The sequence below is a fragment of the Paenibacillus sp. CFBP 13594 genome (genome assembly GCF_014842675.1).
GTDB lineage: Bacteria > Bacillota > Bacilli > Paenibacillales > Paenibacillaceae > Paenibacillus > Paenibacillus amylolyticus_B.
On sequence record NZ_JACYVQ010000004.1, the window covers coordinates 444,085 to 469,230 of the forward strand.

Annotated in this window: 22 protein-coding genes; 14 read left to right on the forward strand and 8 right to left on the reverse strand. The window is 44.8% G+C overall.

What is annotated here, in order from left to right; translation table 11 throughout:
- The first annotated feature begins 120 nt into the window (after positions 1–120).
- Positions 121–504: a winged helix-turn-helix transcriptional regulator gene (locus tag IFU39_RS15655; RefSeq protein WP_105599832.1), complete on the forward strand. Its 384-nt coding sequence runs from the start codon at positions 121–123 to the stop codon at positions 502–504.
- 24 nt (positions 505–528) lie between these two features.
- Positions 529–1,566, forward strand: coding sequence for an NAD(P)/FAD-dependent oxidoreductase (locus IFU39_RS15660; protein WP_105599829.1), 1,038 nt, complete (start codon positions 529–531; stop codon positions 1,564–1,566).
- 158 nt (positions 1,567–1,724) lie between these two features.
- Here the strand turns inward: IFU39_RS15660 and IFU39_RS15665 are convergent, their stop codons facing one another.
- Positions 1,725–2,519, reverse strand: coding sequence for an ankyrin repeat domain-containing protein (locus IFU39_RS15665; RefSeq protein ID WP_192133556.1), 795 nt, complete (start codon positions 2,517–2,519; stop codon positions 1,725–1,727).
- Between the two features lie 71 nt (positions 2,520–2,590).
- A complete protein-coding gene (locus IFU39_RS15670) occupies positions 2,591–3,571 on the reverse strand; it encodes a phosphotransferase (RefSeq protein ID WP_091013692.1) in 981 nt (326 codons plus the stop codon).
- A 243-nt stretch (positions 3,572–3,814) separates the two neighbouring features.
- On the opposite strand from IFU39_RS15670, the gene IFU39_RS15675 reads away from it, so the two are divergent.
- Entirely contained in the window at positions 3,815–4,402 is a 588-nt protein-coding gene (locus IFU39_RS15675) for an imm11 family protein (RefSeq protein ID WP_091013695.1), read from the forward strand.
- Positions 4,403–4,590: 188 nt separating this feature from the next.
- On the opposite strand, the gene IFU39_RS15680 is transcribed toward IFU39_RS15675, so the two are convergent.
- Positions 4,591–5,169, reverse strand: a complete 579-nt coding sequence (locus IFU39_RS15680) for a TetR/AcrR family transcriptional regulator (RefSeq protein ID WP_091013697.1) — start codon at positions 5,167–5,169, stop codon at positions 4,591–4,593.
- 135 nt (positions 5,170–5,304) lie between these two features.
- On the opposite strand from IFU39_RS15680, the gene IFU39_RS15685 reads away from it, so the two are divergent.
- The gene (locus IFU39_RS15685; protein WP_091013698.1) at positions 5,305–6,207 is read left to right on the forward strand and encodes a CPBP family intramembrane glutamic endopeptidase; all 903 of its coding nucleotides are present in this window, start codon (positions 5,305–5,307) and stop codon (positions 6,205–6,207) included.
- A gap of 413 nt (positions 6,208–6,620) precedes the next feature.
- Positions 6,621–8,180 (forward strand): acetamidase/formamidase family protein, encoded by a 1,560-nt coding sequence (locus IFU39_RS15690; RefSeq protein ID WP_091013701.1) that lies wholly within the window; start codon positions 6,621–6,623, stop codon positions 8,178–8,180.
- Between the two features lie 131 nt (positions 8,181–8,311).
- Here IFU39_RS15690 and IFU39_RS15695 read toward each other — a convergent pair whose 3' ends face one another.
- Both IFU39_RS15695 and IFU39_RS15700 read right to left on the reverse strand, forming a co-directional pair.
- Positions 8,312–9,166 carry a sulfurtransferase gene (locus IFU39_RS15695; protein ID WP_192133558.1) on the reverse strand — a complete coding sequence of 285 codons (855 nt, stop codon included), beginning with the start codon at positions 9,164–9,166 and terminating at the stop codon, positions 8,312–8,314.
- Positions 9,167–9,229: 63 nt separating this feature from the next.
- Positions 9,230–10,174, reverse strand: a complete 945-nt coding sequence (locus IFU39_RS15700; protein WP_192133560.1) for a DMT family transporter — start codon at positions 10,172–10,174, stop codon at positions 9,230–9,232.
- A 222-nt stretch (positions 10,175–10,396) separates the two neighbouring features.
- Between IFU39_RS15700 and IFU39_RS15705 the strand changes: the two genes are divergently transcribed.
- From IFU39_RS15705 to IFU39_RS15715, 3 genes are all read left to right on the forward strand, one after another.
- Positions 10,397–11,305: a polysaccharide deacetylase family protein gene (locus IFU39_RS15705; RefSeq protein WP_244660995.1), complete on the forward strand. Its 909-nt coding sequence runs from the start codon at positions 10,397–10,399 to the stop codon at positions 11,303–11,305.
- A 37-nt stretch (positions 11,306–11,342) separates the two neighbouring features.
- On the forward strand, positions 11,343–11,996 hold the full coding sequence (locus tag IFU39_RS15710; RefSeq protein WP_192133562.1) for a YkyA family protein: 654 nt from the start codon (positions 11,343–11,345) through the stop codon (positions 11,994–11,996).
- A gap of 142 nt (positions 11,997–12,138) precedes the next feature.
- Positions 12,139–13,029, forward strand: coding sequence for a hypothetical protein (locus tag IFU39_RS15715; RefSeq protein ID WP_091013730.1), 891 nt, complete (start codon positions 12,139–12,141; stop codon positions 13,027–13,029).
- A gap of 258 nt (positions 13,030–13,287) precedes the next feature.
- On the opposite strand, the gene IFU39_RS15720 is transcribed toward IFU39_RS15715, so the two are convergent.
- The gene (locus IFU39_RS15720; RefSeq protein ID WP_192133564.1) at positions 13,288–14,460 is read right to left on the reverse strand and encodes a mannitol-1-phosphate 5-dehydrogenase; all 1,173 of its coding nucleotides are present in this window, start codon (positions 14,458–14,460) and stop codon (positions 13,288–13,290) included.
- Between the two features lie 45 nt (positions 14,461–14,505).
- A complete protein-coding gene (locus IFU39_RS15725; protein WP_091013734.1) occupies positions 14,506–15,174 on the reverse strand; it encodes an HAD family hydrolase in 669 nt (222 codons plus the stop codon).
- Positions 15,175–15,675: 501 nt separating this feature from the next.
- Between IFU39_RS15725 and IFU39_RS15730 the strand changes: the two genes are divergently transcribed.
- Positions 15,676–16,602 carry an ADP-ribosylglycohydrolase family protein gene (locus tag IFU39_RS15730; RefSeq protein ID WP_192133566.1) on the forward strand — a complete coding sequence of 309 codons (927 nt, stop codon included), beginning with the start codon at positions 15,676–15,678 and terminating at the stop codon, positions 16,600–16,602.
- A 26-nt stretch (positions 16,603–16,628) separates the two neighbouring features.
- Positions 16,629–17,888: an MFS transporter gene (locus IFU39_RS15735; RefSeq protein ID WP_244660996.1), complete on the forward strand. Its 1,260-nt coding sequence runs from the start codon at positions 16,629–16,631 to the stop codon at positions 17,886–17,888.
- Between the two features lie 66 nt (positions 17,889–17,954).
- Here IFU39_RS15735 and IFU39_RS15740 read toward each other — a convergent pair whose 3' ends face one another.
- Positions 17,955–20,360 (reverse strand): galactose-binding domain-containing protein, encoded by a 2,406-nt coding sequence (locus IFU39_RS15740; protein WP_192133568.1) that lies wholly within the window; start codon positions 20,358–20,360, stop codon positions 17,955–17,957.
- A gap of 530 nt (positions 20,361–20,890) precedes the next feature.
- Between IFU39_RS15740 and IFU39_RS15745 the strand changes: the two genes are divergently transcribed.
- The 4 genes from IFU39_RS15745 (at position 20,891) to IFU39_RS15760 (ending at position 25,094) form a co-directional block, all read left to right on the forward strand.
- A complete protein-coding gene (locus IFU39_RS15745) occupies positions 20,891–21,823 on the forward strand; it encodes an alpha/beta hydrolase (protein WP_105599809.1) in 933 nt (310 codons plus the stop codon).
- Positions 21,824–22,042: 219 nt separating this feature from the next.
- Positions 22,043–22,222, forward strand: a complete 180-nt coding sequence (locus IFU39_RS15750; protein ID WP_192133570.1) for a hypothetical protein — start codon at positions 22,043–22,045, stop codon at positions 22,220–22,222.
- Positions 22,223–22,352: 130 nt separating this feature from the next.
- The gene (gene sigK / locus IFU39_RS15755; protein ID WP_017687130.1) at positions 22,353–23,051 is read left to right on the forward strand and encodes an RNA polymerase sporulation sigma factor SigK; all 699 of its coding nucleotides are present in this window, start codon (positions 22,353–22,355) and stop codon (positions 23,049–23,051) included.
- 681 nt (positions 23,052–23,732) lie between these two features.
- The gene (locus tag IFU39_RS15760; RefSeq protein ID WP_192133571.1) at positions 23,733–25,094 is read left to right on the forward strand and encodes an amino acid permease; all 1,362 of its coding nucleotides are present in this window, start codon (positions 23,733–23,735) and stop codon (positions 25,092–25,094) included.
- Positions 25,095–25,146: the final 52 nt, after the last annotated feature.

Sequence of the window (25,146 nt, forward strand, 5' to 3'; positions counted from 1 at the left end):
GCTCGATTTTAATATCTGCCTCTATACTAAAGTGAGAAGGCCCAATCTGGAAGTAGGCACTTAAACCTAACCAGGTAACCAAAAGTATACCCGGATATGGTCAGAAAGTGAGGAATAAGAATGACGGTATATTGCAAATTCGGAACGGCCTTGGATATCCTCACGGGTAAATGGAAATCTTTGATCCTTCTACGACTGCTGAGCAACGGTACAATGCGGTTCAGCGAATTACAAAAAGCCATTCCGGATATTTCAAAAAAGATGCTGACCCAGCAGTTAAAAGAACTGGAGTATCACGATATTGTGCATCGCGAAGTATATGCCCAAATTCCGCCTAAGGTCGAATACTCGATTACGGAGTACGGACAGCTCATGAAACCTGTGCTCCAGACAATGAGCGACTGGGGAGCCGGCCATGTGCAGCATATGGAGAAGCTGTACGGCGAAGAAGACGAAAAAGGAGCACACCCATCCGAACCTCGGAAAATCGATCCCTTGGGGTGATAGGGTGACAAGGGAGAGTTAGTTTTGAATAAACAAAAAATTGTGATTATTGGTGCAGGGATTGTTGGGGCGTGTATGGCCTATCATCTAGCCAAACGAAATCAAGATGTAACTGTTATTGAACGGCACTCAGCCGCGGCGCGTGAAGTCACAGAAAAATCATTTGCCTGGATACATACGACGCATAGAGTGGCTCCTGAATACTGGCATTTGTACGATGCAGCTGTGGAAGAATATCACACACTTCAGCAAGAGTTGTCCGAACTGAAAATTCATTGGCATGGCGCGCTAACTTGGGACATTCCGCCTCTAAGGGAGCAACAATTTCAAAAATTAAACCGGGAGCAGCTTGAGGCATTGGAGCCCAATCTGAAGGAATATCCGGATGAAGCCATGTTTGTCAGCAAAGAAGGTGCGGTGGACCCTATAGTGGTAACGGAGCTGTTGTTGAGCAAAGCGCAAGAGTACGGAGCAAAGATTCAGTTCGACACCAATGTTACACAACTGAAGCAAGAGGGTTCCCGTCTGGTTGGTGTTCATACATCCAGGGGTTTTGTGGAGTCAGATATTGTGGTATTGGCCGCAGGAACAGGTACACCCGAACTTTGTAACCCGTTAGGTTGTCACGTGCCAGTAACTTTGTCACCTTCGATTCTGATTCGGATAAAAACTGCTAATAAACGGATACACACATTAATCTCCAATGCGCAATTTGAAGCGCGTCAACTGACAGATTATACGCTGCTGGCTGCGGAAGACTATATCGACGAGTCGGAGGAAAACGGACCACAGGCGGTCGGTAAGCGAGCTTACGACACATTGCGTCGCAGTCTCAAGCACGGAAATCAACTGGAACTGGAGAGCATAAAGGTTGGATGGAGACCTATGCCTGAAGACGGTTATCCGATTGTGGGCTTCCATGATCACATGAATGGACTTTATCTGACGGTAATGCATTCTGCAATTACGCTGGCGCCGCTGATTGCGAATCTGGCTGCAAGTGAAATTATTGATGGAAAATCAAGAAATGAATTAGACCCTTGTCGCCTCTCACGTTTTTAGAATCACCACACAACGAAAAGTACATCGCTCAAGTGGTGATGTACTTTTCGTTGTGTATATTTGTTGGAGTCTTCTACACATCCCCAGTAGCCACTGGATTCTCTTTATAACTGTATTCGCAGCCACTGGCAATTGGCAATTCTATGCTAGCCATTCATCTACCTGTGAATCTCGCTAGCGGATTTGGCACCTTGACTTTCAAGCCACGGGATCAGTTCAGCTGAAAAATTACGTTTTGCTGTGTCCAGTGGAGTCAATCCATCCCAGCTGGCTATCCAATTCAATTCGGCACCTTGGTCAAGTAGGTACTCGGCTGATTCTCTTTGTCCTCCATGGCAAGCACACCAGAAAGCAACGGTTACTGCATCGGGAGGAGAAGGGGAGGTGCTTGTTCCCCAAGGATAACGTTCTGGGAGTTTAGCTCCTTTAAAGTGTTCTTGTATGGCGTGAATATCTCCTAGGGCGGCCGCATGCCAAAGGGCAAAGATCGCGCCGCGCTCAACCAAGCGCCGTGCTGCATTCCATTGTGCGAAAGCAATAGCATCGTCCAGCGGTGTGCCTCCGGCGATGACTGCGCCAGGGGCTTCAATATCTGCGCCAGCATCAAGAAGGGCATCGAGCACTTGAACATCATTGGAGCTTGCAGCCCAATGCAAAGGTGTCTCGATGTTTGGACCGACAAAAGGAGCGTTCACTTCCGCACCGAACTTGGTCAACACTCGCACGGTATCCGCTCCATTAGGGAAGTGCCCCGGCCAATCCGTTACCACGTGCAGCAGCGTTCGAGAGATTCTGGAATCTGAATCTACGTTGTCAGGCTTTCTTTCCAATATTCTTATCTTTGCCAACCCGGGATTCTCTGCCAGCAGTTGCTGTAACGATGGAATATCTCCAGTGTGAATGGCTTGAATAAAGCTCACTGCAAGTTTTTCATCTTCGTAAATAAATTCCATGTTCAAACCTCCTTTCAGGCTTATCCATATTCATGTTTATAGTGTTATCACAGTTTGATTAAGCGGGATAATTAAACTTTTTGGCTAAGCATCTGAATTGCACATCTGGCATGATACTCCGCGAGGCCTCTTGCGAATTGCTGATCGGGGAATTGTCTGTGAAGCAGTTTCAATCCTCCTGATATCAAGGACAAATGATGGCAAAATCGATAAAATGTCATCCGCTCCGGGTCGAGATCATTATTTTTTAAGTATTGATAAAAGTCTCCAAATCGAAACTCCAGAAAGCTATGCTCATGTTCGAGATCGAAAAATCCTGCGCCCTCAATATCAATAAGGCATGGTTGCATAGCATGATCTATCCATATATGATCCGGACCTAACTCTCCATGAATGAAACTATAGAGATCTCTGGGTTGAATGGCTGCTTCCAATTCGTAAAGTTTCTCAAGCAGCCTTTCGTCATTATTCCTTATATCTGTCATGTGCTTGGATGCATAGGATAAGGCTGCTTCGGCATCTAACCGCTGAACTTGGTAGCAAGGCCCAGCCTTTTTGTTGTTATTGTTGGCGTTTCCATAAACGTTTCTTTGGATGTTATGCATATTAGACAACATATCCCTGATCCGTTGAAACAACTCATCCCGATCTTTGTGGTTTTTATGCTGGAAATAGGCTTCGGCTTTTTGTCCATCTACATACTCAACAAGAGCAAAATCATAAGAGTGCCGGTCTCTATCGTTATTTAGATCATACAAGATTGGTGTTCGAATTCCATGTTGAGCGAGAAAGCGAGTATTCAAAGAGAAAAGTTCGCTGCCATAGGAACTGTGGAAAGTGGAGTCATTCAAGATCTCTTCCTGAAAATAGTTGCTGGAAATATCCCAAACGTAAAACATACAAGTGAAACCATTCGTGCAATCAATTTTGTAAATGACTTTTTGTGCGCCTCCATGAATTCTTGCGCTCTGCGTTATGTGGTAACCGGCACCAAATACATTGTACAGATAATCCTGTAATTCTTCACGAGTAAGATGGTTGTTGGAAATCATTGATTTATGCTCCGTTTCATCTGTATTTTGCCGGCCAGCAACCTAAATATATAGAACATTTCCCCAAAAATATAGACTGTTTCTTTTCGATCTGTTATAGTGTTGCTTAAGGTCTGTATATTCATATGTATATTAAAGCAAGGGGCAGGGGCACTCATGTTCATGAGTAACCCGGCCCCTATTTTGCATGCAAAGATGTAAAATGGATGAAAAGCACTTCAATTGGAAAGGAGACATCATTCTTTGAACTATTATTTTCTGGAATCTCAATATCCACGTAGAGGGTTTATTAGTGGTGGAACGATTTTCACTCCCCAATTAGAGGTGAATTATCTGGCGGTAGAGAATCGGTTGCCAGAGGGGACAACCGCAGAGGTTGAGTTACTGTCCTCGGTGCGCAACCTGAATGTAGATTATTTTGAGACGATCACAGGCACAAGACACGTATCAGATTGTTTTAAAAAGCTGCTGGAGGAAAAGCAAACAAACACACAGTTTATTCCGACAACGGTATGTTACCATGACGGTCGTTCGGTTGATCAAACCTATTGGACTGCACATCACCTTGATCGTTTGGATGTTTTTGATTATGAACGTTCCGAATATGGGCGCAAAGCAGTCATTGCTGCATCTGTAGAACAGCCTCCACGTAAGAACGTCAAAGTTGTATCTCGAATCTGCCTTCATAAAGAGCGAATTGGCGAGCATGAATTTTTTATGCTGGATTATATCAATATCTTCAAACCCATTGTTTCAAAAGATTTTTACGAAGTATGCGAAAAACATAAGCTGAATCTAAACGTTACAGAAGTCGGAGAGGTAAGCTCCTGAAATGCATGGATATGGATGTATAGAAAGCACAAAGAAGCCCGCGTCAGACGCGGGTTCTTAATCTTTATTTTTCCCCGATAACCACCGGATTTTCCTCATAACTTATTCAGTCGCTCCTGCTGCAGATGGGATTCTGCTACGCTTTGGCACGCTAACTTAACTCCCCGATCTGTGTGTCATGCTTTCCTTCAACGTATAATCCAATGGATATAGTCTTGTATCATTTCTTTGCTTCGTGTTCGATTTATCTTATGCGGCTCTAGATACAAATTGAGAGCCATCCCATTCATAAAGGCATACAGCTTTTCGTGTTCCTTCTCTTCATCGGTAGTGCGCAGAAGACCTTCATTTTTTAAGTACATAATGCAGTTCCTGATTGCACTCTGCAGGTCCTCATAATTGGCATCGAACCCTTTTTGCGTCTTTCCATAGGTTACAAATGCAAACCAAACCTCCATTTCCAATAATGTTTGTTCATCCGTAGGTACTAGCTCGAGCAAGTATTCAACAATTCTTTCTTGAGGCGCCAGTTCTTTTGCATTCAGATTCCTTAACCGAGTAAGTACCTTTTCTTTAACTAACTCCATTGCAAATGCTAGCAGGCTCTCTTGTTTGGAAAAATAATGTCTTAAGGCTCCTTGTGATAATCCGGCTTCCTTCGCAATTGTTCTTGACGTTGCATGATGAATGCCTTGCTCACTAATGATTTTCCAAGTTGCTTCAGCAATAATATTCTTCATCTTCTCATGGTCCACGATTTTTGGCATACACACAGAATATCATATTATTTAACTCAACTGAAATAAATAGACGATGAAGATGAGATGTGCTAGAGTTTATTTAACTCAATTGAATTAAAAAAAGAAGCAAAGGCGACATAGCACTCAAGGAGGGGAATTGGAATGAATCAGCAATTCAAAGTAATGTTTCCAGCATGGGGAAAGGCAATCGGCTTATTATGCATGATCATGATATTTGCTGCTGTATTGTGGTTAGTGTGGACAGGAAACTTGAATATAAGGTACACGGCTGATCGTGAGGAAGTGATTCCAATATGGCATAGTATGTTGCCGGCATTCCTTGGCATTGTTCTAATCCGTATGATTCCTTATAAAAGTCAAGATCTCTTTTATTTCAAGCAAATGGAGAAAAAGCACTTGGTCGTTCAATCCATTGTATTATTGCTGTCAGGCGTTTTATTTACGGTTTCTCTGATAACGATAGACCCGCAAGGATTACATTTCCAGCTATATTATTTGACGTTCAAGTTGACGACATTATTGTTCATCCCATTGATTTTATTACTGATTTATCGAAAAATGACTGGCGGACAGCAAGATAATATCTCTGCAAAGCCTCGCACCCATAGACACGTCATCGCACCACTAATCGTTATTGTGGTGTGGGGTTATCTAAAGTTCTATTCCCCAATTGCACAACCAGAAGGAGCAATTGTAGGAACCGATACGACAGAATTACTTCTCTTGGTGTTGATTGGTTTTGTGATCAATAGCGTATTGGAGGAAGTTTTTTATCGAGTATGGATGCAAACCCGATTGGAGGCGTTGCTTGGAAGATGGCCAGCCATACTACTAGTTTCAATACTATGGTCCATTTGGCATATCGCCATTCAAGGAAATGGTCAGTGGGATATAGATGTGGCAACAGTGATTGCAAATCATGGGGTTACGGGTCTGTTTCTTGGTTATATGTGGGCCCGCTATCGTAAAATATGGGTGATTATTCTGATTCATGGACTCATGAATGCTTCTCCTCATTTTCTTTTACAGATTTTGTTTCATTAAGCGGGAAGGGATCTGGTTGGATCAGTCTTCCCGTGCAACGATGCCTCTCTCCCGTATTCCCGGGTGACGCTGAGGCCCGACAAATACACCGCCCCAGGCATCAGCCTGCATGGCGGTGTATTTGCTGTTGAGATCCTGTAGACTTGTGCTCCGTATCTATCTCTTCCCCGGTAGCCACCGGATTTTCTTCATAACTAATCCAGTCAATCCACCTTCCGGAATACAACTCCACATTTGTGAGTTGTCTTTCATATGGTAAGTATAATGACATATCATTTATTTTTATAAGTTAATTCTTAAAGAGTAGCTACATTATGTTATGTTTTTTAACAAAAAAATATTGTTGTAAATTTATTTATATGTTAGTGTTTATTTGTGTTAGGTAATATTACATAGTACAGAGGGGGGACGTTATGTTTATTAACCGAACGATTAGGAAATTTGGGGTTTCAGTAGGGATTATAAGTATGTTTACATTTGCTCTACCTTCAGTGGGCTTTAGTATGCCACTGCAACCAACAACCCTTGCAAAGGTTGAAGGTGATTATTATGTAACGTCTGCGATTGAGAACATTCGCTGGGGATCACTGCCTAATCGAGACAGCTCTCCGATTCTTACTGTACCATCAGGAAGTGCTGTAACATTTGACACGGTATCGCATGAGGGACTGATGGAGGATCAAGGGAGAAATCCAGGCGAGTACTTCGGCAAATTTGGTATCTCATCCGATGGCGTGTTGGATGATGCGAAGGCAATTGCAGCTTCTGAGATTAAGCATGATTTTGTAAAAGACGGACCTCATATTATCACTGGGCCAGTAGCGGTTGAGGGGGCAGAGCCGGGTGATGTTCTTAAAGTAGAAGTCCTTTCATTGCAAACGCGAGTTCCATATGGTGTCATTTCTAACCGCCATGGTAAAGGTGCCCTTCCTAACGAATTTCCAGAAAATACAGGCCCACAAGAGGGAGCTAGCGCAACAAAACCGGAATTATATAATAATGTATCTATATTTACGCCTATTGAAGAAATCAACGGCAACTGGTATGGGGTATTACCAACAAAAGCTGGCAAAAATGTACGTTTCCCCATTAACCCGTTTCTAGGTGTTATGGGGGTTGCACCAAATACCAGTGAAGTTGTGAGTTCGATTCCACCTATTGAAACAGGAGGGAATATGGATATTAATGAGTTGGGTGTTGGTGCAACTATTTATTATCCGATTCAAGTTAAAGGCGGTCTATTCTATACTGGAGATCCACACTTTGCTCAAGGAGATGGAGAAGTGGCGTTAACTGCATTGGAAGCTTCCTTAAGGGGGACAGTTCGGTTAACGGTGTTAAAGAAAGGTGATCCATCACTGCCACACAGTGGAGAATTCACGCAACCCTTTGCTGAAACAGAGGATTATTGGATTCCGATTGGACTGGACCCTGATTTGGATGAAGCTATGAAAGAATCAGTACGTGAATCGATTCAATTCTTATCCGATAAGCTTGATATGGATAAAAGTGTAGCTTATGCGTACCTATCGGCCGCAACGGATTACGAAGTATCTCAGGTCGTGGACCGAACAAAAGGCGTTCATGGACTCATTAGAAAGACTGATTTCCTTGAATATGTTGATGTTGCCATGAATGTAGGGGGGACGACAATCAAACCGGTTGTTCATAATGATGAGTTCTACGTACCGATTCGAACCATTTCGGAGCTATTGGGCGGTACAGTAAAATGGGATCATAAGACGCGTACCACACAAATCAAATTAGGTACAAAAAATATAAGTGCTCAAATTGGTTCAGATGTGTATTCAATTAACGATAAACTAGTATTCAATAGTAACGTACCAAAGCTTTTAAATGGTGAAACTGTCATTCCAGTTTCTGTTATTAATGAAATACTCGGTGCTTATGTCAACTGGACGACGATCGACAAGACGTTAACAGCAAATGTATCTTTAAGTAAAAAGCAATAATAGATTTCATTATTCAACCGTGGTGGACAGATATCCATCACGGTTTTTCTATTATCATGAATCCAAACAAAGAAAAATACATCGCCGGGGAAGATAAGCCACCTGGCGATGTATTCAACATCGATACACTGCTATACGTCTTTATCCGCTTCCGTATCACCTATAGCCACCGGATTTTCCTCATAACTGATCCAGTCGCTCCAGCTCCCGGAATACAGCTTCACATTCGAGAATCCCGCTTCTTCCAGCGCAATCACGTTCGGGCAAGCCGACACACCTGAGCCGCAGTACACGATAATCGCACCATCCTTGTCCAGCTTACTGAAACGTTCTTCTAACACCTCAGTATCTGTCCAACGTCCATCCCAATCCAACACATCTTTCCAAAAATAATTCACCGCACCTGGAATATGTCCGGCCTTGGCATCGATCGGTTCCTCCAGACCCGCATAACGGCGGGCATCGCGGGAGTCAATTAACACGGCACTGCCATTTGCAGAGGCTTGTTGCACATCCTCAACACTTGCCAGCATCTGCGGCTGTAGGTTCACCTCAAAGGAAGACGGGATCTGAACAGGCACATCCTGAGTCACCGGGAACTTGGCATTTTGCCAAGCGGAGAAACCTTCGTCCATGATATACACCTGTTCATGACCGATGTAGCGCAGCAGCCACCATAGCCGAGATGCATTCATGCCGCCTTGATCGTCATAAGCAACAATACGACTATTGGAGCCGATGCCAGCTTTGGAGAGACGACTTGCGAGAACAGCCGGATCAGGAAGCGGGTGACGTCCTCCGTGCGCAGACACAGGAGAAGACAGGTCTTTTTCCAAATCGAGATAGACAGCTCCTGGAATATGTCCAGCTTCATAGGCTTGTCTTCCAGCCTCCGGTTGACCGAGCAAGAAACGGCAATCTGCAATGACTACATCCGGTTCATACATTCTGGCGAGCAGCCAGCGCATGGATACAATATTTTTCATCAAAATACACCGCCTTATGAGAGTTGTAGAGTCGTTTATAACTATGCATTACGAATGAATAGGTTATACCGTGGTAGGTTCAACAGGCCCTTTGCCAGCAACAGAGGCTTCTGCTGAAGCAATCTGAGGTTTGGTTTTGCCGTATCGAATGAAAATCCATACCCCGAATATAATGACGACCCCGGCAGACATCTGTGATGCACTGAGGGATTCGCCGAGCAGCATCCAGGCCAGTAATGAAGAGAATACGGGTTCCCCAAGTACGCCCATGGATACCGTCGTGGCATTCATATATTGAAGCAACCAGTTGAAGAGATAATGTCCGAAGATCGTTGGCACAATGGCGAGCAGCAGGAAGATTCCCCACTCTGACGCAGCGTAACCCCCGAATGGGTGGCCCATAATCAGATTATATACCGCGAGCGTACAAGCAGCGACAAAAAATACCCAGAAGTTATACGAAAATGCACTAAGTCCCGCTCGCAAAAATTGACCCAGCAGCATATGGACAGCGACTGCGATTGTGCCAAGTAAAGACAGGACATCACCTTGCAGAGCAGTACCTGCCAACTGGAAATCTCCTGCACCAATGACGATTGATCCAAACAGGGCGATGCCCATGCCAATGATCATCATGCGGTTAATTTTGGCTTTGAACAGCCATACCGAACCGGCAAGAATCAGTATAGGCTCCAGCGCGAGAATAACTGTGGAACTGGCAACACTGGTGAGCCGCAGCGAACCCATCCAGAGCAGGAAATGAAGGGCCAACATCACACCGGATGCAAGCAGCAATCCCCACTGTCGTGCATTCAGACGCATCATCTCGTGTCTATATTTCCAGACAAAAGGGAGCATCAACAGATTGGTCAGAAATAGACGGTACATGGCAATGACCGCAACATCTGCGGTAGACCAGCGTACAAAGATCGAAGAGAAAGAAATCGCGATAATGCCGACAAAGAATAACAGATAGATGGATCTGCCGGCACGGTTCAAACTTGTCATGGGTGTAGCTCCTTCTTGAAGTCTGATGGCGTAAATCACTTCATTATACAGGAGAAGGTAACCGCAGGAAAGATATATAGAGCGAAGAGATAAGTAGATTGTAACCGGGCTTGTAACTATTCTGTCATTCTCCCGATCCATTTTTCTATTAATCTTCTATATAGAGACATGAAACGAGATAATATACCAGTAATCGGGAATAAATGAAAGTAAGGAAGTGGCATGGCAGTGAGAGTCCAGCAAGAGAGAGCGGGAGAACGTGGAAGTATTCCGCCTAGCACAAGTCGCAAGAAAACACATAAACGAAGAAAAATCCGGTATGGAAGGATTAGCATAGCTCTAATGCTTCTGGTATTGTTCGTTACCGGTGTAACTTATATATTCCTTGGCATGACGCATTGGATCAAAAGTATTGTTGCGCCGCCTCCGATGACTGTAATCGAACAGCCCGCCAAGCTGGGCATGATACAAGTTACTCCGGATGCCAAGGAGGAGCCGGTACGGTTCCAGGGCCAGGTTCGCAAATTGGCATACATAACGTTTGATGATGGCCCAACGGAGTATACGGAACAATTGCTGGATATTTTGAAGCAACACGAAGCGAAGGCTACCTTTTTCATGATCGGACGACAGCTTAATCAGCATCCAGATGCAGTGAAACGGCTGTTGAAGGAAGGCAGTTATCCTGGACTTCATAGCATGACGCATAACTACAAAAAGCTGTATAAGAGCGGCAGTTCTGCAAACTTTGTGAAAGAGTTCAAAAAAGAGCAGAAGATGGTGCAAGACCTGATTGGTTTTACACCTCATCTGATTCGTGCACCTTATGGCAGCAGTCCACAGATCGGTGAGACGTTCAGAGGTGATATTGCTGCGGCCGGGTTCAAAATGTGGGACTGGACGACAGATTCACTCGATTGGAATCTTCCCGGTCACCCAGACAAGATTGTGGCCCGGGTGAGCAAAAGTGTACATCGGGATAAGGAAGTGATTCTGATGCATGAGCGCGAGCAGACGGTTCAGGCTTTACCACGTATTCTGAAGTTACTCGAAGATCGGGGTTACGAGTTCGAAGTATACGATCCGGATGCACACTGGGTAGCCAATTTTAGCGGAGATACACGCTTGTAAGAGAACAACAAGATGATGCAAGAGAGGAAGGACTTTGGTGCTAACGAGTAAAAAAGTGGCGCTTGCAGCAGTTAGTGTATTGCTAGTTTTGCTGGCGAGTGGTTGTGGAGATCCGCAGGAGCCTGCGGCAAATCAGGTAAACCAATTGGTGCTCAGTGGTCAGAAGATTGATCAGAGTTTGAACAATCTGACCAGTCATGAGCAGGAAGATATGAAGTTATACAAGTCCATTTTAGACAAAGGCAAGAACAAAAACAGTGATCTCGAAGCACTGCTGGATCAGGCGGCAGATCATATTGATGAACGAAGAACGTTGTTGAAACAGGCGGAAGAGGCTCTGAAACAGACCAACGAGAAGACGGTAGCCCTGCGCAGTTCCCTTAAGGAACTATCATTTGAAAGAGAAGAAACGTTGGCACAGGCTGAGAAGGTGCTGGATCAATATGAAGCAAGAGCGCGTGCATTGGAAAATTTTATTGCCTCGTATCAGCTGAGTCTGAGTGCCGATGAGCAGTTGTATGATCTGATGAGAGAAAGTGCAGAACCTAATCTGGTTAAGATCAAGCGAGCCATTCGGTTACGAAATAGCGAATATGCGAAGCTTGCTGAATTCCGCAAGCAATTTAACCTCCAGACCAAAGCATTTAACGTAGCCAATGCCAAACTGGTACAGATGGATCAGGCCAGTTAGGTAGAGGACTACAAAAATCGTTCAGACATTTTGCATGATTGAGCTGCCTTTCTCCCGTGTAAGTACTAGTATACAGCCAAGCCAATGGATGAGAAGCAACATGGACAAGCATCATTGCGTATAAGCTAACGGAGGTGTTCATATGCGAAAAGGAAATACAATGAAAGTCAGTGCATCACTCCTGGTTTTACTTATGGGATTCTCGCTTGTGGCCTGTGGGAACAGTAATCCTGCTGCACAGCCGCCAGTGAATAATACGGAAGAACAGTCACCAGCACCGGAGCAACAACCGAATGAAAGTGCTGCAATAGAAGCAGAAGGTATTCTGACTGGGTGGGCTGATCCGCATACCGTTGAGATTCGAGTGAATGAGAAGCCGATGTCATTCCAGGTGAGCGAAGATCTGCAGAAGTCTCTGGATGATATCGATGACGAAGATTCCGTTCGTTTCAAATATGTAGAGAAAACGATTGATGCAACAACAAAACAGTTGGTACTTACAGAGATTGCAAAGATTGAATCGAGTGATGACAATAACGGTTCCAATACAGGCGGTACAGTAACTTCCGATCGTCCGAAGACATCAGAGTTGGAAGTGACGGTAGAAGGAATGACCGAGAAACGTCCAGTCACACTGGCACAAGCGAAAGGTTATTCACTTTATGTGTTTGAACCGATGGCTTTTGACGCCGAAGACCATGAATTAACAATGAAGATTGATCCCGATTATGAGGTAGAGATTGAGAAGTTGCCGGTGAATTACAATCTGGATGCGCTGAAGATGGATGCCAAGGAAGAGTTGTCCGAGACCGGAGAAGTGAAGCAATTGACGGCTGAACAACTCAGTAATGGGCCGATGAAGGATGCAAAATTGTACATGATGTCCCAGAATGATAAGAAAACAGAGTACTTTATTGTCAAAGAACTGGACGGGAATGGTTACATTTTCCACATCCAAGCACCTATTGGTGAACCTTCGGAAGGTTTCCTGCCCATGGCATATGCATCCCTTAATTCCATCATGAATGAGTAGAAAAGGGATGAGGCTCAAGGCTGAGCCAAACGATGTAGTAAATTTAAAAAAAGATTCCCTAAACAGCGTATTTCCTTGAGAGAGGAGATACGCTGTTTTATTAACGTTACTACAATGTAGATAGAATGTACCGTGCCATGCCACGCCGTGCATAGACAAAGAGCCGGAAGGAGCGATGCGGCTGCATAGGTTCCTCCCGGCTTCTTGGCCGTGCTTTTATTCAGTTTGCAGGATCGACCCCATGCCCTGATCCGTTACTCAGGTTAGTATAGTTGATTCCTTGCGCCCTCTGAGTTCTTGATAACGGGCGATTACATTCTGATGAACGGGATGTTCGTCGGGAATTCCCATGCGTTCACGGATGAAGGCGGAGACGCCATCTTCGCGAATCATGTGTTGTAGCTTCATGGCTTCCTCGTCGCGCTTGTCATTGAACAACATTGCGGCCGCCATAGCAGAAGTTAAATGAGGAATTTCAATTCCGAATTCAATGGCCTGCAGCGCTGGGCGAACAAGCCGATCATGAGGCGAAAGCTTGCGAAGGGGGGAACGTCCGACCCGGGTGACCTGATCCGTCAGGTTGGGATTGGCGAAGCGTTCCAGTATGGTGTCGATATATTTGTTATGCTTCTGTGCGTTGAATCCATGCTTCTGGATAAGCATCTGACCCGTCTCTTCCATAACATGGCGTACCTTGGCCCGAAGGGTGGAGTTACTCATCACCTGGCGGATCGTCTTGAATCCTTCGAGATAGCCGAAGTATGCAGCGACACAGTGACCTGTATTGACCGTAAACATTTTACGCTCGATATAAGGTTCAAGCGAATCCACATAGTGGACGCCGTTTATTTTCTTGAATCCATCCAGAAGTGCTGGACGATGAACGACCCATTCGTAAAAAGGTTCAACAGTGACCTGCAGCGGGTCTTTGTGGTTTTGAGCCGGAACAATCCGGTCCACAGCTGCATTGGGGAAAGAAATATAACGTTCGGCTTTTTTGCGAGTTTGTTCATCCAGAAATGGATAGATGCGTTTCTTCAGCCTGGTGCTACCACCGATGGCATTCTCGCAAGCGATAATATGCAGTGGAGCCTGATTATTGTTTTTCATGCGAAGTTGAATGCCTTTGGCGATCGGTTCGGCGATATCTCCGAGTGCAGATACCCCCACCGCGGTTGTGATCAGATCGGCTGAAGCGATCTCTTCCGCAACCAGATTCTGCTCACTCACATTGATCGCCGTCACGTTGTTGACAATCGTAGTGTCCTGATCGTTATTGGCAAGTGTAATCGGATATTCCTGTCTCTCTTGAAGCATGGAGATTTTCTTCGGGTTACGTGCGACAAAGCAGACTTCGTAGTCGGAAGCGGACAACATATGACCGATAAAACCGCGGCCTATATTGCCCGCACCAAAATGTACAGCTTTCATGTGAACTCCCCCTTTAAGGATTAAATCGCGAAATTCGTGCAAACCTTAGACGGTAGTGACGAGTGGCTTCGAAATCAAATCGTTAAATGCAAGGTCAGTCAAGCAAGACAGCCGTTGGTGAGGCATATCGAATTCCAGTGTTCCTGTGATGGTATTCGAGATGACTACGCAGTGCATACCAGCCGCAGCAGCTGCACGCGCGCCGTTAGGTGAATCCTCAATCGCTACGGCTTCGTCTGCAGTTACTCCAAGGGCTTCAAGCGCTTGAGTGTAGAGTTCCGGGTCAGGCTTTACATTCGCTACATCATCTGCCGTACGAATGACTTCAAAATAATCTTTCAGTTTCAGTTGTTCCAGATGCTGTTCAACCCACTCCCGTTTGGAGCTGGAGGCTACAGCGAGTTTCAATCCGGCTTCACGTGCTTGTTCGAGATATTCCTGAATACCAGGACGCACCTTCTCTTTGTTCATCAATGCAGCGTGCTGCAACTGAACGGACTCCCTGAACGCTTCCCGATCGATCGGAAGATTCAAATCTGTGATGAGGTACTCATACGGATTAAATGTTTTCAGACTGGTCCCGATGCATTGTGAGTACATCTCCAGGGTTAGATCTACGCCATGTTCCTTGTAAGCATCACGAAAAGCAATATACCATGCTGTCTCTGTATCAATAATCGTTCCGTCGAAATCAAATACCAGTGCCTTAATCATAAATTTGTTCCTCCTGTTTCAGAATTAGTTTGGGATAAAATAAAATGAAAATTTTCTGCAAATTCATTTCCGTATATTCATTAACCCGCGGAATGTTATCTGACGCAGTTTATCGTTAATGAATATTAATTTGGGAAAAAATATGCGTTAAAAGCTAATAAAACCGTAACATAGGACAAACTTGGGGGTCAAGTGTGTTATGAATGTTTACATTGAAAGTTTTCGTATGTATGACGTGTTTTCAGAAAGTAATGAACCTTGCAAACCGTTAAGCCCTTTACATGTAAGCGGTGTACTGAATAAACTGTTTTTTCAGCATAATAAAATAAAAGAATTTTTATGAAAATTGGTTTTTCTGATCGTTCAACAGCTTTCGACACTTTTATAATAGAAGAAATCGTGTTCCTGTTATCAGGAATATTAGCTTTACGCCAGATTAAACACTGTGGGAAAATAGAAGAAAGATTCTGAAAGTATATGGAGTAAGGGAGGAAGACAAGCATGCTGCTAAGAGACCGTTTCAATGGCTGCTTCATCGGGCTTGCAGTGGGTGATGCGCTCGGAACTACCGTGGAATTCAGCAGTCCGGGTACGTTTGAACCTGTAACGGATATCGTGGGAGGCGGCGTATTCGGGTTGGAACCTGGACAGTGGACAGATGATACATCCATGGCTCTATGTTTGGCAGAAAGTCTGGTACGCAAGGCAAACTTTGATCCTGCGGATCAGATGCGCAGATATACCAATTGGTACAGGGTCGGGTATATGAGCAGCACAGGCGATTGCTTTGATATCGGCGGGGCAACGCGAAGTGCCTTGGAGAGATTTGAGATAACCGGGGAAGCTTACAGCGGATCAACTGACCCGATGACGGCAGGCAATGGCTCTATCATGAGGCTTGCTCCTGTCGCGATGGCTTATGCCAATCAACCAAACGAAATGGTCCGCTATGCCGGGTTGAGTTCTCGTACAACACATGCCGCAGCGGAAAGTGTGGAAGCCTGTGAAGTGCTAGCCGCCATAATTGTTGCCGGTCTGCGCGGAGCGGACAAGAGCGTCATGCTGATGCCGGAGACATGCAGACAGTGGAGGGAAGAACCTGCCTTTTCGCCCGCTATTGAAGAGGTTGTTATGGGTTCCTATCAGAGCAAAGAACCGCCGGAAATTAAGGGCAGTGGTTACGTGGTTCGTTCACTTGAGGCAGCACTTTGGGCGTTCCATAAATCGGCGAACTTTGAAGAAGGTGCGTTGCTAGCTGTTAATCTGGGTGATGATGCGGATACCACGGGTGCGGTGTATGGGCAGATTGCAGGTGCTTATTATGGACTGAGTGGTATTCCGGCACACTGGCGGGACAAGCTGGCTATGCGTGAAACGTTCGAACAACTAACAGAAGCCTTGTGGTTGAAGGCGACAGAAAATCGTTGATTAAGAGACTGGAGAAGAGAACATCTATGAGCACGACTGGACACAATACAGGATACAAAACAGAACTAGAGGCTTCGCAGCCGGGTAAACGTGGGGCGTTTCCATTGTCCCTGTTATGCCTGACGATTGGCGCTTTTGCGATTGGTATGACTGAATTTATCATTATGGGCCTGCTGCCCAATGTGGCAACAGACTTGAATGTAAGCATTCCGCAGGCAGGACAACTCATTACGGGATATGCGCTTGGTGTAGCGGTAGGTGCGCCGATTTTAACCGTGTTTACGCACAAGATTCCACAGAAAAAACTACTGGTGCTGCTCATGTGCATTTTCATTATCGGGAACGCATTGTCCGTTATTGCTCCCACCTATGGGTTGTTAATCTCGGCACGGATCTTAACGGCATTTGCCCATGGTACGTTCCTTGGTGTAGGTTCAATCATGGCAACACGGCTTGTTGCGCCAGAGAGAAGGGCGGGAGCGGTATCGGTTGTTCTCGCGGGGCTAACGATTGCCAACATCATTGGCGTTCCGTTTGGTACATTTATCGGGCAACAGCTTGGGTGGAGATCATCCTTCGGAGCCATTACAATTCTTGGCATTATCTCATTAATGGGAATTATTCGTTTTATTCCGGTTATTGCGCAAGGACCGCCTGCAAACCTCGGTCAGCAATTCCGAAATCTGGTACGTCCACAAGTGTTGCTGGTTCTGCTTATTGGGGCGTTGGGGTGCGGAAGTTTGTTTACAGTCTTCACCTATATTACGCCGATGCTTGTGGATATTAGTGGTTTTGCGGAGCAAAGTGTGACTTGGATTCTGGTGTTGTTTGGCTTCGGTGTAACCTTGGGCAATTTGGTTGGCGGCCGTCTGGCAGACTGGAAGCTGATGCCTTCGTTGATCGTCAACTTTGGGATACTGGCGGTTCTTTTGGCTGCACTTACGATTACACTAGAGAATCCTTATCTCGCGGTAATCACCATATTCTTCTGGGGTGTAGCTGCTTTTGGTATTATGCCGGGACTTCAGATTCGGATTATGAATATGACTCGTGAAGCACCGCTGCTTGCGACAACCTCAAGTCATTCGGCATTTAACCTGGGAAATGCCGCCGGTGCCTATATGGGTGGGTATGCAATTACGCATACGGGACTTATCTCAGTGCCTTTGTATGCCGCAGTAATTGCTGCACTGGGTTTGCTGGGCTTGTTCATCAGTCTGTTGATGAAAGACAGACTGGCTTCACCCGAGGGTGCAGAGGCAGTTAATCCAGTATCCGTACACTAAACAGATGTCAAGAAAGCCTCAGCCATCCTGTGTAACCAGGAGCTGAGGCTTTTTGGGTATGTTGTTTTAATAGATTTCAAGCTCATTGATTCGCACATAGGTTGACTGATGGGAAGGACCTTTACTCGCTACGACACGGATCTTGGAGGTACTGACTGCTGAAAATGTGTGTGAACGCATTAACTCTTGATTGCCTGTAATCTGTACAAGATTCACCCAATTTGAGCCATTCCAGTATTGCAGATCATAATTGGCAAGCGGGTATCCCTGGGTGGTATACAGATCCATTCGCTGGATTGAACTCGATGCCGGCAAATCAATGACGACATATTGGGGAAGTGAGGAATTACGGTTATTGGCCCAGCTATAATTTTCCCCCAAGGCCGTGTTACGATCCCCGTCATTAATTCGGGCTGCTGAATACCCGGGATAGGTGGAAGTTACCGTTATGGCAGCATTTCGTGCCAGGTTCTGTCCGGTTCCCGGATTGGTAGGGGTTTTCACCAGATTCACCAAATTCCAGCGCAGCTCGAAGAGTTTGAAGGACTTATTAAATACAGCTCCTTCTCCTTTGACGAGAGCATCAATCTTTAGAGACATGGTACTGGGCACATTATTGCTGCTTGTCCATTTCCCTGTGCCTTCAATGCCGGCAAAAACACTTACCTCAAGTATTTTTTTGCCGGCAATTTTCAGACCGACTTCCGCTTTGGCTCCTGCCCAAGCAGTGATCTGTCCTTCAATTTTATGGGTTACCGTAAGATATCTGTTCACACTGCTGTAAGGCTGGATCTTCACGGGAATAAAGACACGTGTTTTCCCTTTGACTCCCGCGGTAACCGTGTATCCCTGATCGACCTGAAATTCAAAGGTGACGTTGCCGTCAATACCAATGACCAGAAAAACGCCGACAGATACGGCTCCGAGGTTGCCAGCACCAATGTTGAAGCCCATGATTGGAACTTTAACTTCTTTTTTGAACTTGGCATCACCTTTGATATAGATGTTGGCTTTCTCACCAGCAGTAAATTTCAGATCATATTTCCCCCAAAATCCGTATTTCCCCGTAACTTTGGGTGCAATCAAGGTGAGCTTGCCACCTGCTTCAACGAACACTTTGTTACCGTTTGCATTTTGTTGATTTACAAGTACCTTCTTGAAATCACAGACAAACTCATTGCCGGATTTTTTGCAATTGGCAAAATCACCTGCTCCAGCAGCACGAATCACATCATTCAGATCCGTTGAATTAATATCAGTTAATTCCGTGGAGTTTATTTCATTCAGATCCATATCGTTTGTATCATTCATGTCCATAGAATTCACATCATTCAGATCCATGGGTGCGATATCCGTGGAAGCGATATCCATTGTTTCTGCATCCGCAAGCATATCCATATTTGCATCTAAATCATTTTGAATCGTGTTGTCGATGTTGAACTGTCGCATTTCAGCATCGTCAGTTATATCGGTCTCTAACAAGGATGGGGTTTCCTGAACAAGCCATTCCTTGCTATCCAATACCATCTCAGGATCAGGCATGACGATGTTACGCTCTTCGAACGAGACCTCCTGCTCGGGAATATCATAGTAATCGAACAATTCCTCCACACCCGGAGTGGTGTAATCTACCCGCATACCACCAGAGCTTCTATTGACGCTTGTAACTTTGATAGCCCGGGCAGAGGACTGATCGAGAAAGATCTGACCAGGAGCTAGGTTATTACCGATTTGGGCAGCTTCTTGGGTGCTAAGTTCTATAGAACCTTTCTCTTCCACCGTTTCAAAGACGGCATTTACCACGGGAAGTCTCTTCACCATGGAAGCAGGCATGGGTTGGGTCGGTTTTAACTGATAATCGACTTGCTCGAATTGACCAGAAGAAGAAATGGGATTGCTAATAGCCAGTCCGTCTTCGGATACGTTAAACGAGATTCGAAAATATGCTTCTGAAACTGGAGCATCCACATTGGTCTTGCCTGCCCAGATCCAGCGTGCACTGGTCTCCTCAGGCATGCCGCTAATCTGTTTCCAAGGATCACTGCCATACCGACCGAAGTCAGTAGCACGTGACCATGACGAATCATCGAATTTGGGTTGCTCCCACCCTTCGACATATCGTTCAGATACTTTCCAGTTGAAATCCGTAACCAGATTCTCATCTCCGTAGCTAAGGTCTGCCAGCAGTCCCGCATAGAGGCCTATATCCTTCGCTTGAACCGCAATCACATTGATGCCAGATTGAATCGGCACAGGGAACGTATAGGCTTTGGCCCAGTCGGTGCCTTTTCCCGTCTGTCTTCCGTTTATAAAAAGTGTGAACTCATCATCTGCGGTTATGGATATTTTTCCTTCATTGTTAGATGCAGCATAGACATTGGATGGCCATAACCCCACAAGTAAAGGCAGCAATAATGTAATAACCAGGAATGAAGCCCACGCTTTTTTGATCGACAAGCGTACATTGAACATCATCATTTTCCTCCCAGAAAATAAAGTAGTTGCAAAAGATATTGGCGGCCGAAACGTTGAAACTTTTGCGTAAGCATATCTCAGAAGAAAAATATTATGAATCAATTGAAATTGTTCATAGACACCCCCCTATGGAAGCTATAATAAGGTAAAATATTCAATTTAACAACAGTATTTTACATTTTTAATTATGATTCGAGGATAAAGAAGAAAAACTCTGATGCTCTAAGATTCATTGAATTGAATCCATAGAAATGAAAATATTGTTGCAAAAAATGGATAAATAAGTTTAAATATACTATATAAGTAATTCTATGTCGGGAAAACAGAGTGAAATCTACATGTTTTAGTGTTTTTCTGAAGGGAAGGGAGGTGATCTAACCTGTTTATTGTAAGGGCTTTCAATTTTGGGTTGAGAGGAAGCTTGCTTCACCGCTTTATAAAAAGTTGAACTTCAGCATCAAGCGTACTCCAGTGAAACTTCGAGAAACGCATACTTAAGTTTGACAAAATTGAGAGGAGAAATTGAGATGAAAAAACGTATTTCAATCCTTTTAAGTCTTTCGATAGTCGTTGCCATGATTGCCCCAACAATGGCTTTTGCTACGGATTCCAGCGAGGTTGGTGCTCAGAACACAGCGTATGAATCTATGAATGTATCCAGCAATGACGCAAACAATGCTCTGGCTAACACTCCGGTGGTGCCGGCACCATCGGGTTTTGATGGCTATCGAAACAATATTCCGCATGGAAATACCAATCTGATATCCTATTATTCCACAACGGTGGGCAATACACGCAAAGCGACCGTGTATACACCGCCAGGATATTCTCCGAATAAAAAGTATAACGTCCTGTATCTTCTGCATGGCATCGGCGGAGATGAGTATGAGTGGGTTAACGCAATGAAACCCAAGAACATTCTGGACAACCTGTATTCGGAAGGTAAGTTGTCTCAGATGATCGTTGTCATGCCGAATGGCCGTGCCATGAAGGACGACCGTCCAGTCGGTGACATTTTTGCTCCGGACAAAGTGGCTGCGTTTGAACGGTTTGAGCAAGATCTGCTCAAGGATCTGATTCCTCATATCGAAGCCAATTATCCGGTGTACAAGGACCGCAATAGTCGTGCGTTGGCCGGTCTGTCCATGGGTGGTGGGCAGTCGCTTAACTTCGGGTTGAAAAATCTGAATACCTTCGCTTGGGTAGGAGCCTTCTCGGCTGCACCGAATACGCAATCTGTATCACAGCTGGTTTCCAACCCGGGACAAGTCGCTAGCCAACTCAAATTGTTGTGGATCTCCTGCGGATCAAGTGATGGTCTGCTATGGGTCAGCCAGAACTTCAAAAACGGCTTGAGTAGCATGAATATTCCGCATACGTTTTATCTGGATGTAGGTGGACACGAACCATCTGTCTGGAACAGTGGACTGTATCAGTTCTCTCAACGAATCTTCAAATGATTTAATTTGAATTAGTTTCTTGAAGCAATCGACAGGAGAAACAGGAATTCATATCGATATGCAGCCTCAGTTCTGTTCTGCACAGGGCTGGGGCTTTATGTTGGTTAGTGTGCGAATATGACATGATGAATGAGAGAGAATATGTTAGCATGAAGGAAGCAGATCCACATGAAGCGGGTAGTTAATTACATAGGTAGATACATGAAGGAGCGAAATAGGATGTTCTATTACAAAGGTGCATTCCGGGAAACGGACAATGTGATTTATTTCAAAAGCGATGTCCCGTTAACGGAGAACGATGTCGTTATATTTGGGGAGAAAACATATTTTATCCAAAGTGTGGAGAAAGAATTTCTTCTGCTTCAGCGGGTAGGCTCTATTGTCTCTGTGAGCGTGTGAAATAACTACAGAAGCTTCACCTTTTTCAAGTGTACGTGCACTTCTGGGCCTCTGCCTACATACAATAGATCGACCCTGTTCCCACATGTGCTCAGGCCAGATCGTTGTAAAACTGCAGGAGGTGTCATCTGTGCCCGGATTGTTTACCGCAATTGCTCTATTCATTAAAGAGTTAACGTTACTCGTCTCGTATGTCAAAAATAATGCGTTCCCCCAGCCACTGGCTGAGGGTGATGAAGCCAAACATTTACGCCTAATGGCTGAAGGCAATGCCCACTCTCGCAATTTGCTCATTGAACACAATCTGCGCCTCGTCGCGCATATCGTCAAGAAGTTCGACAATACGGGTGAAGATCAGGAAGACCTGATTTCCATCGGAACCATTGGTTTGATCAAAGCCATCGAAAGTTTTCAACAAGGCAAAGGTACGAAGCTTGCCACATTTGCGGCGAGATGTATTGAAAACGAGATACTTATGCATCTGCGTTCCCTGAAGAAAACACGCAAAGATGTATCCCTGCACGACCCCATTGGTACGGACAAAGAAGGCAATGAAATTACATTAATCGATATCCTTGGCACAGAAGCTGATGATGTTGTAGATCGGGTACAGCTCAAGATTGAAAAAAGCAAAATTTATCGCAATCTCGACATCCTGGATGATAGGGAGAAGGAAGTTGTAATCGGTCGATTTGGCCTGGAAGCGGGCGGGGAAGAACGAACTCAACGCGAAATTGCGAAGGAACTGGGCATCTCACGTTCTTATGTATCACGGATTGAGAAGCGGGCGTTAATGAAGCTGTATCATGAGTTTTATAAGCAAAAATAGTTGCTGAACAGACCAGAGGGCGCCTTTATCGGGAGCCCTTTTTACTGTGAAGATACTTAAATTGGATATAAATAGTATTAATTATTTGGAGCATAACCTAAATAAAGGAATTTTCATTCCTGTTGAAGAATATCTTATACACATACCAATTTAATATATAAGGAGTAAATCATAATGAAGCAGCTTTTTCAGAAGATTCCACTGTGGTATTTGTTAATCTGTATCATGGGGATGATTATGATCGTTTATAACATGTTCCAATCGTATTCAAGTGTTCTTAACTATATTGCGTTAATCATGATTAGTGTTGCTAATGCTATTCGAATTTGGAAAACCGAACGTTCGTTAGCGATTACCTTTTTAGTCGTTGCCGCTATATGCTTGGCTTATATTTTAAAATACTTCTATAGATATGTATTATCAGCATAACGTGGCATGAGAATAACAAAAGAATGTACATATAGGCTGATGATAGTATGGATCGGATGCAACTTAAGATTATAAAAGCCAAGGGTATGAAATAGGAGCATATGAAGTGGTCATCTCTTACAAAGGTGGCCTCTTTGCTGTGCAAAAAAAAATATATAAAGAGGGATATGTATTCTGGGCAGATTATTATATGATGATTAATATTATTTTTCATCGTAGAGAGCATGTGCAGAAAGAGAGTGGTGGTTGATCATGCAGCAAGAAACGTTAACAAGGGGATTAAAGAACAGGCACGTGCAGTTGATGGCGATCGGAGGTGCGATCGGTACAGGTCTGTTTCTCGGAGCAGGCAAAACGATCCAGCTAACAGGGCCATCCATCTTGCTGGCCTACATTATTACGGGTGTTGTGTTGTTCCTGATCATGCGTGCATTGGGGGAGCTGCTGTTAAGCAACTTGCAGTATCATTCCTTTGTCGATTTTGTGCGTGATTACCTGGGAAATATGGCGGCATTTATTACAGGCTGGACCTACTGGTTCTGCTGGATCTCCATTGCCATGGCTGATATTACGGCAGTTGGATTGTATACGCAGTTCTGGTTTCCAAATGTACCTCAGTGGATGCCAGGGCTAATTGCGTTAGTCCTTTTGCTAATCATGAACTTGGCAACGGTCAAGTTGTTTGGGGAGATGGAATTCTGGTTTGCCCTGATTAAAGTCGTGGCTATTCTGGCACTCATTATTGTTGGTTTATATATGATATTCAAAGGTTTTACCACGGATCAGGGTCCAGCAAGCTTCACCAATCTGTGGAGTCATGGGGGATGGTTCCCGAATGGACTGCATGGGTTCATCATATCTTTTCAGATGGTGGTGTTCGCCTTTGTAGGCATGGAACTGGTGGGACTCACAGCGGGGGAAACGGAGAACCCGGAGAAGGTTATTCCGAGAGCCATTAACCAGATTCCGATCCGGGTACTGCTCTTCTATGTTGGCGCACTGCTGATTATTATGAGTATTTACCCGTGGAACGCCATTGTGGCTACTGAAAGTCCGTTTGTACAAGTGTTTGCCGCTGTGGGTATTGCAGCCGCAGCCGGCATTGTAAATTTTGTGGTACTGACTTCCGCAGCGTCAGCGTGTAACAGTGCCATTTTCAGTACAAGCCGTATGGTGTTCTCCATGGCAAAGGATCACAACGCGCCTGAATCATTTGCAAGACTGAACAAGAGGAAAGTCCCTTCCAATGCGCTGTTTTTCTCCACGATTGTTATTCTGATCGCGATTGTGCTGAACTATATCATGCCAGAGGGCGTGTTTACGCTGATCACGAGCGTGTCAACCGTGTGTTTTATCTTTGTCTGGGGCATCATGGTGATCTGTCATCTCCGGTATCGTCGTACTCAGCCGGAACTGGCGAGTCGCAGCCGCTTCAAACTGCCACTTTATCCGTTCTCGAACTACTTGATCCTAGCGTTTTTGGCATTTGTACTGGTGGTACTGGCATTGGCCGAGGATACGCGTGTGGCACTGTTTGTCACGCCGGTGTGGTTTATTCTTGTTGCGGGGATTTACCTTTTTAAAAAGAAAAATTTGAGTAGTAACAGACAGTAGGTGTTACCATTGTCGCCAAATAAAGCCGCCCAATGATATTGGGCGGTTATTC

Bases quoted from the DNA above. Each gene is read 5' to 3' on its own strand.
- IFU39_RS15745 (WP_105599809.1), top strand. From the start codon at position 20,891: ATGAAAAAACGTATTTCAATCCTTTTAAGTCTTTCGATAGTCGTTGCC.
- IFU39_RS15695 (WP_192133558.1), bottom strand. From the start codon at position 9,166: ATGAAAAATATTGTATCCATGCGCTGGCTGCTCGCCAGAATGTATGAA.
- IFU39_RS15750 (WP_192133570.1), top strand. From the start codon at position 22,043: ATGTTCTATTACAAAGGTGCATTCCGGGAAACGGACAATGTGATTTAT.
- IFU39_RS15685 (WP_091013698.1), top strand. From the start codon at position 5,305: ATGAATCAGCAATTCAAAGTAATGTTTCCAGCATGGGGAAAGGCAATC.
- IFU39_RS15705 (WP_244660995.1), top strand. From the start codon at position 10,397: ATGGCAGTGAGAGTCCAGCAAGAGAGAGCGGGAGAACGTGGAAGTATT.
- IFU39_RS15680 (WP_091013697.1), bottom strand. From the start codon at position 5,169: ATGCCAAAAATCGTGGACCATGAGAAGATGAAGAATATTATTGCTGAA.
- IFU39_RS15725 (WP_091013734.1), bottom strand. From the start codon at position 15,174: ATGATTAAGGCACTGGTATTTGATTTCGACGGAACGATTATTGATACA.
- IFU39_RS15655 (WP_105599832.1), top strand. From the start codon at position 121: ATGACGGTATATTGCAAATTCGGAACGGCCTTGGATATCCTCACGGGT.
- IFU39_RS15760 (WP_192133571.1), top strand. From the start codon at position 23,733: ATGCAGCAAGAAACGTTAACAAGGGGATTAAAGAACAGGCACGTGCAG.
- IFU39_RS15690 (WP_091013701.1), top strand. From the start codon at position 6,621: ATGTTTATTAACCGAACGATTAGGAAATTTGGGGTTTCAGTAGGGATT.
- IFU39_RS15720 (WP_192133564.1), bottom strand. From the start codon at position 14,460: ATGAAAGCTGTACATTTTGGTGCGGGCAATATAGGCCGCGGTTTTATC.
- IFU39_RS15735 (WP_244660996.1), top strand. From the start codon at position 16,629: ATGAGCACGACTGGACACAATACAGGATACAAAACAGAACTAGAGGCT.
- IFU39_RS15670 (WP_091013692.1), bottom strand. From the start codon at position 3,571: ATGATTTCCAACAACCATCTTACTCGTGAAGAATTACAGGATTATCTG.
- IFU39_RS15665 (WP_192133556.1), bottom strand. From the start codon at position 2,519: ATGGAATTTATTTACGAAGATGAAAAACTTGCAGTGAGCTTTATTCAA.
- IFU39_RS15700 (WP_192133560.1), bottom strand. From the start codon at position 10,174: ATGACAAGTTTGAACCGTGCCGGCAGATCCATCTATCTGTTATTCTTT.
- IFU39_RS15740 (WP_192133568.1), bottom strand. From the start codon at position 20,360: ATGTTCAATGTACGCTTGTCGATCAAAAAAGCGTGGGCTTCATTCCTG.
- IFU39_RS15730 (WP_192133566.1), top strand. From the start codon at position 15,676: ATGCTGCTAAGAGACCGTTTCAATGGCTGCTTCATCGGGCTTGCAGTG.
- IFU39_RS15715 (WP_091013730.1), top strand. From the start codon at position 12,139: ATGCGAAAAGGAAATACAATGAAAGTCAGTGCATCACTCCTGGTTTTA.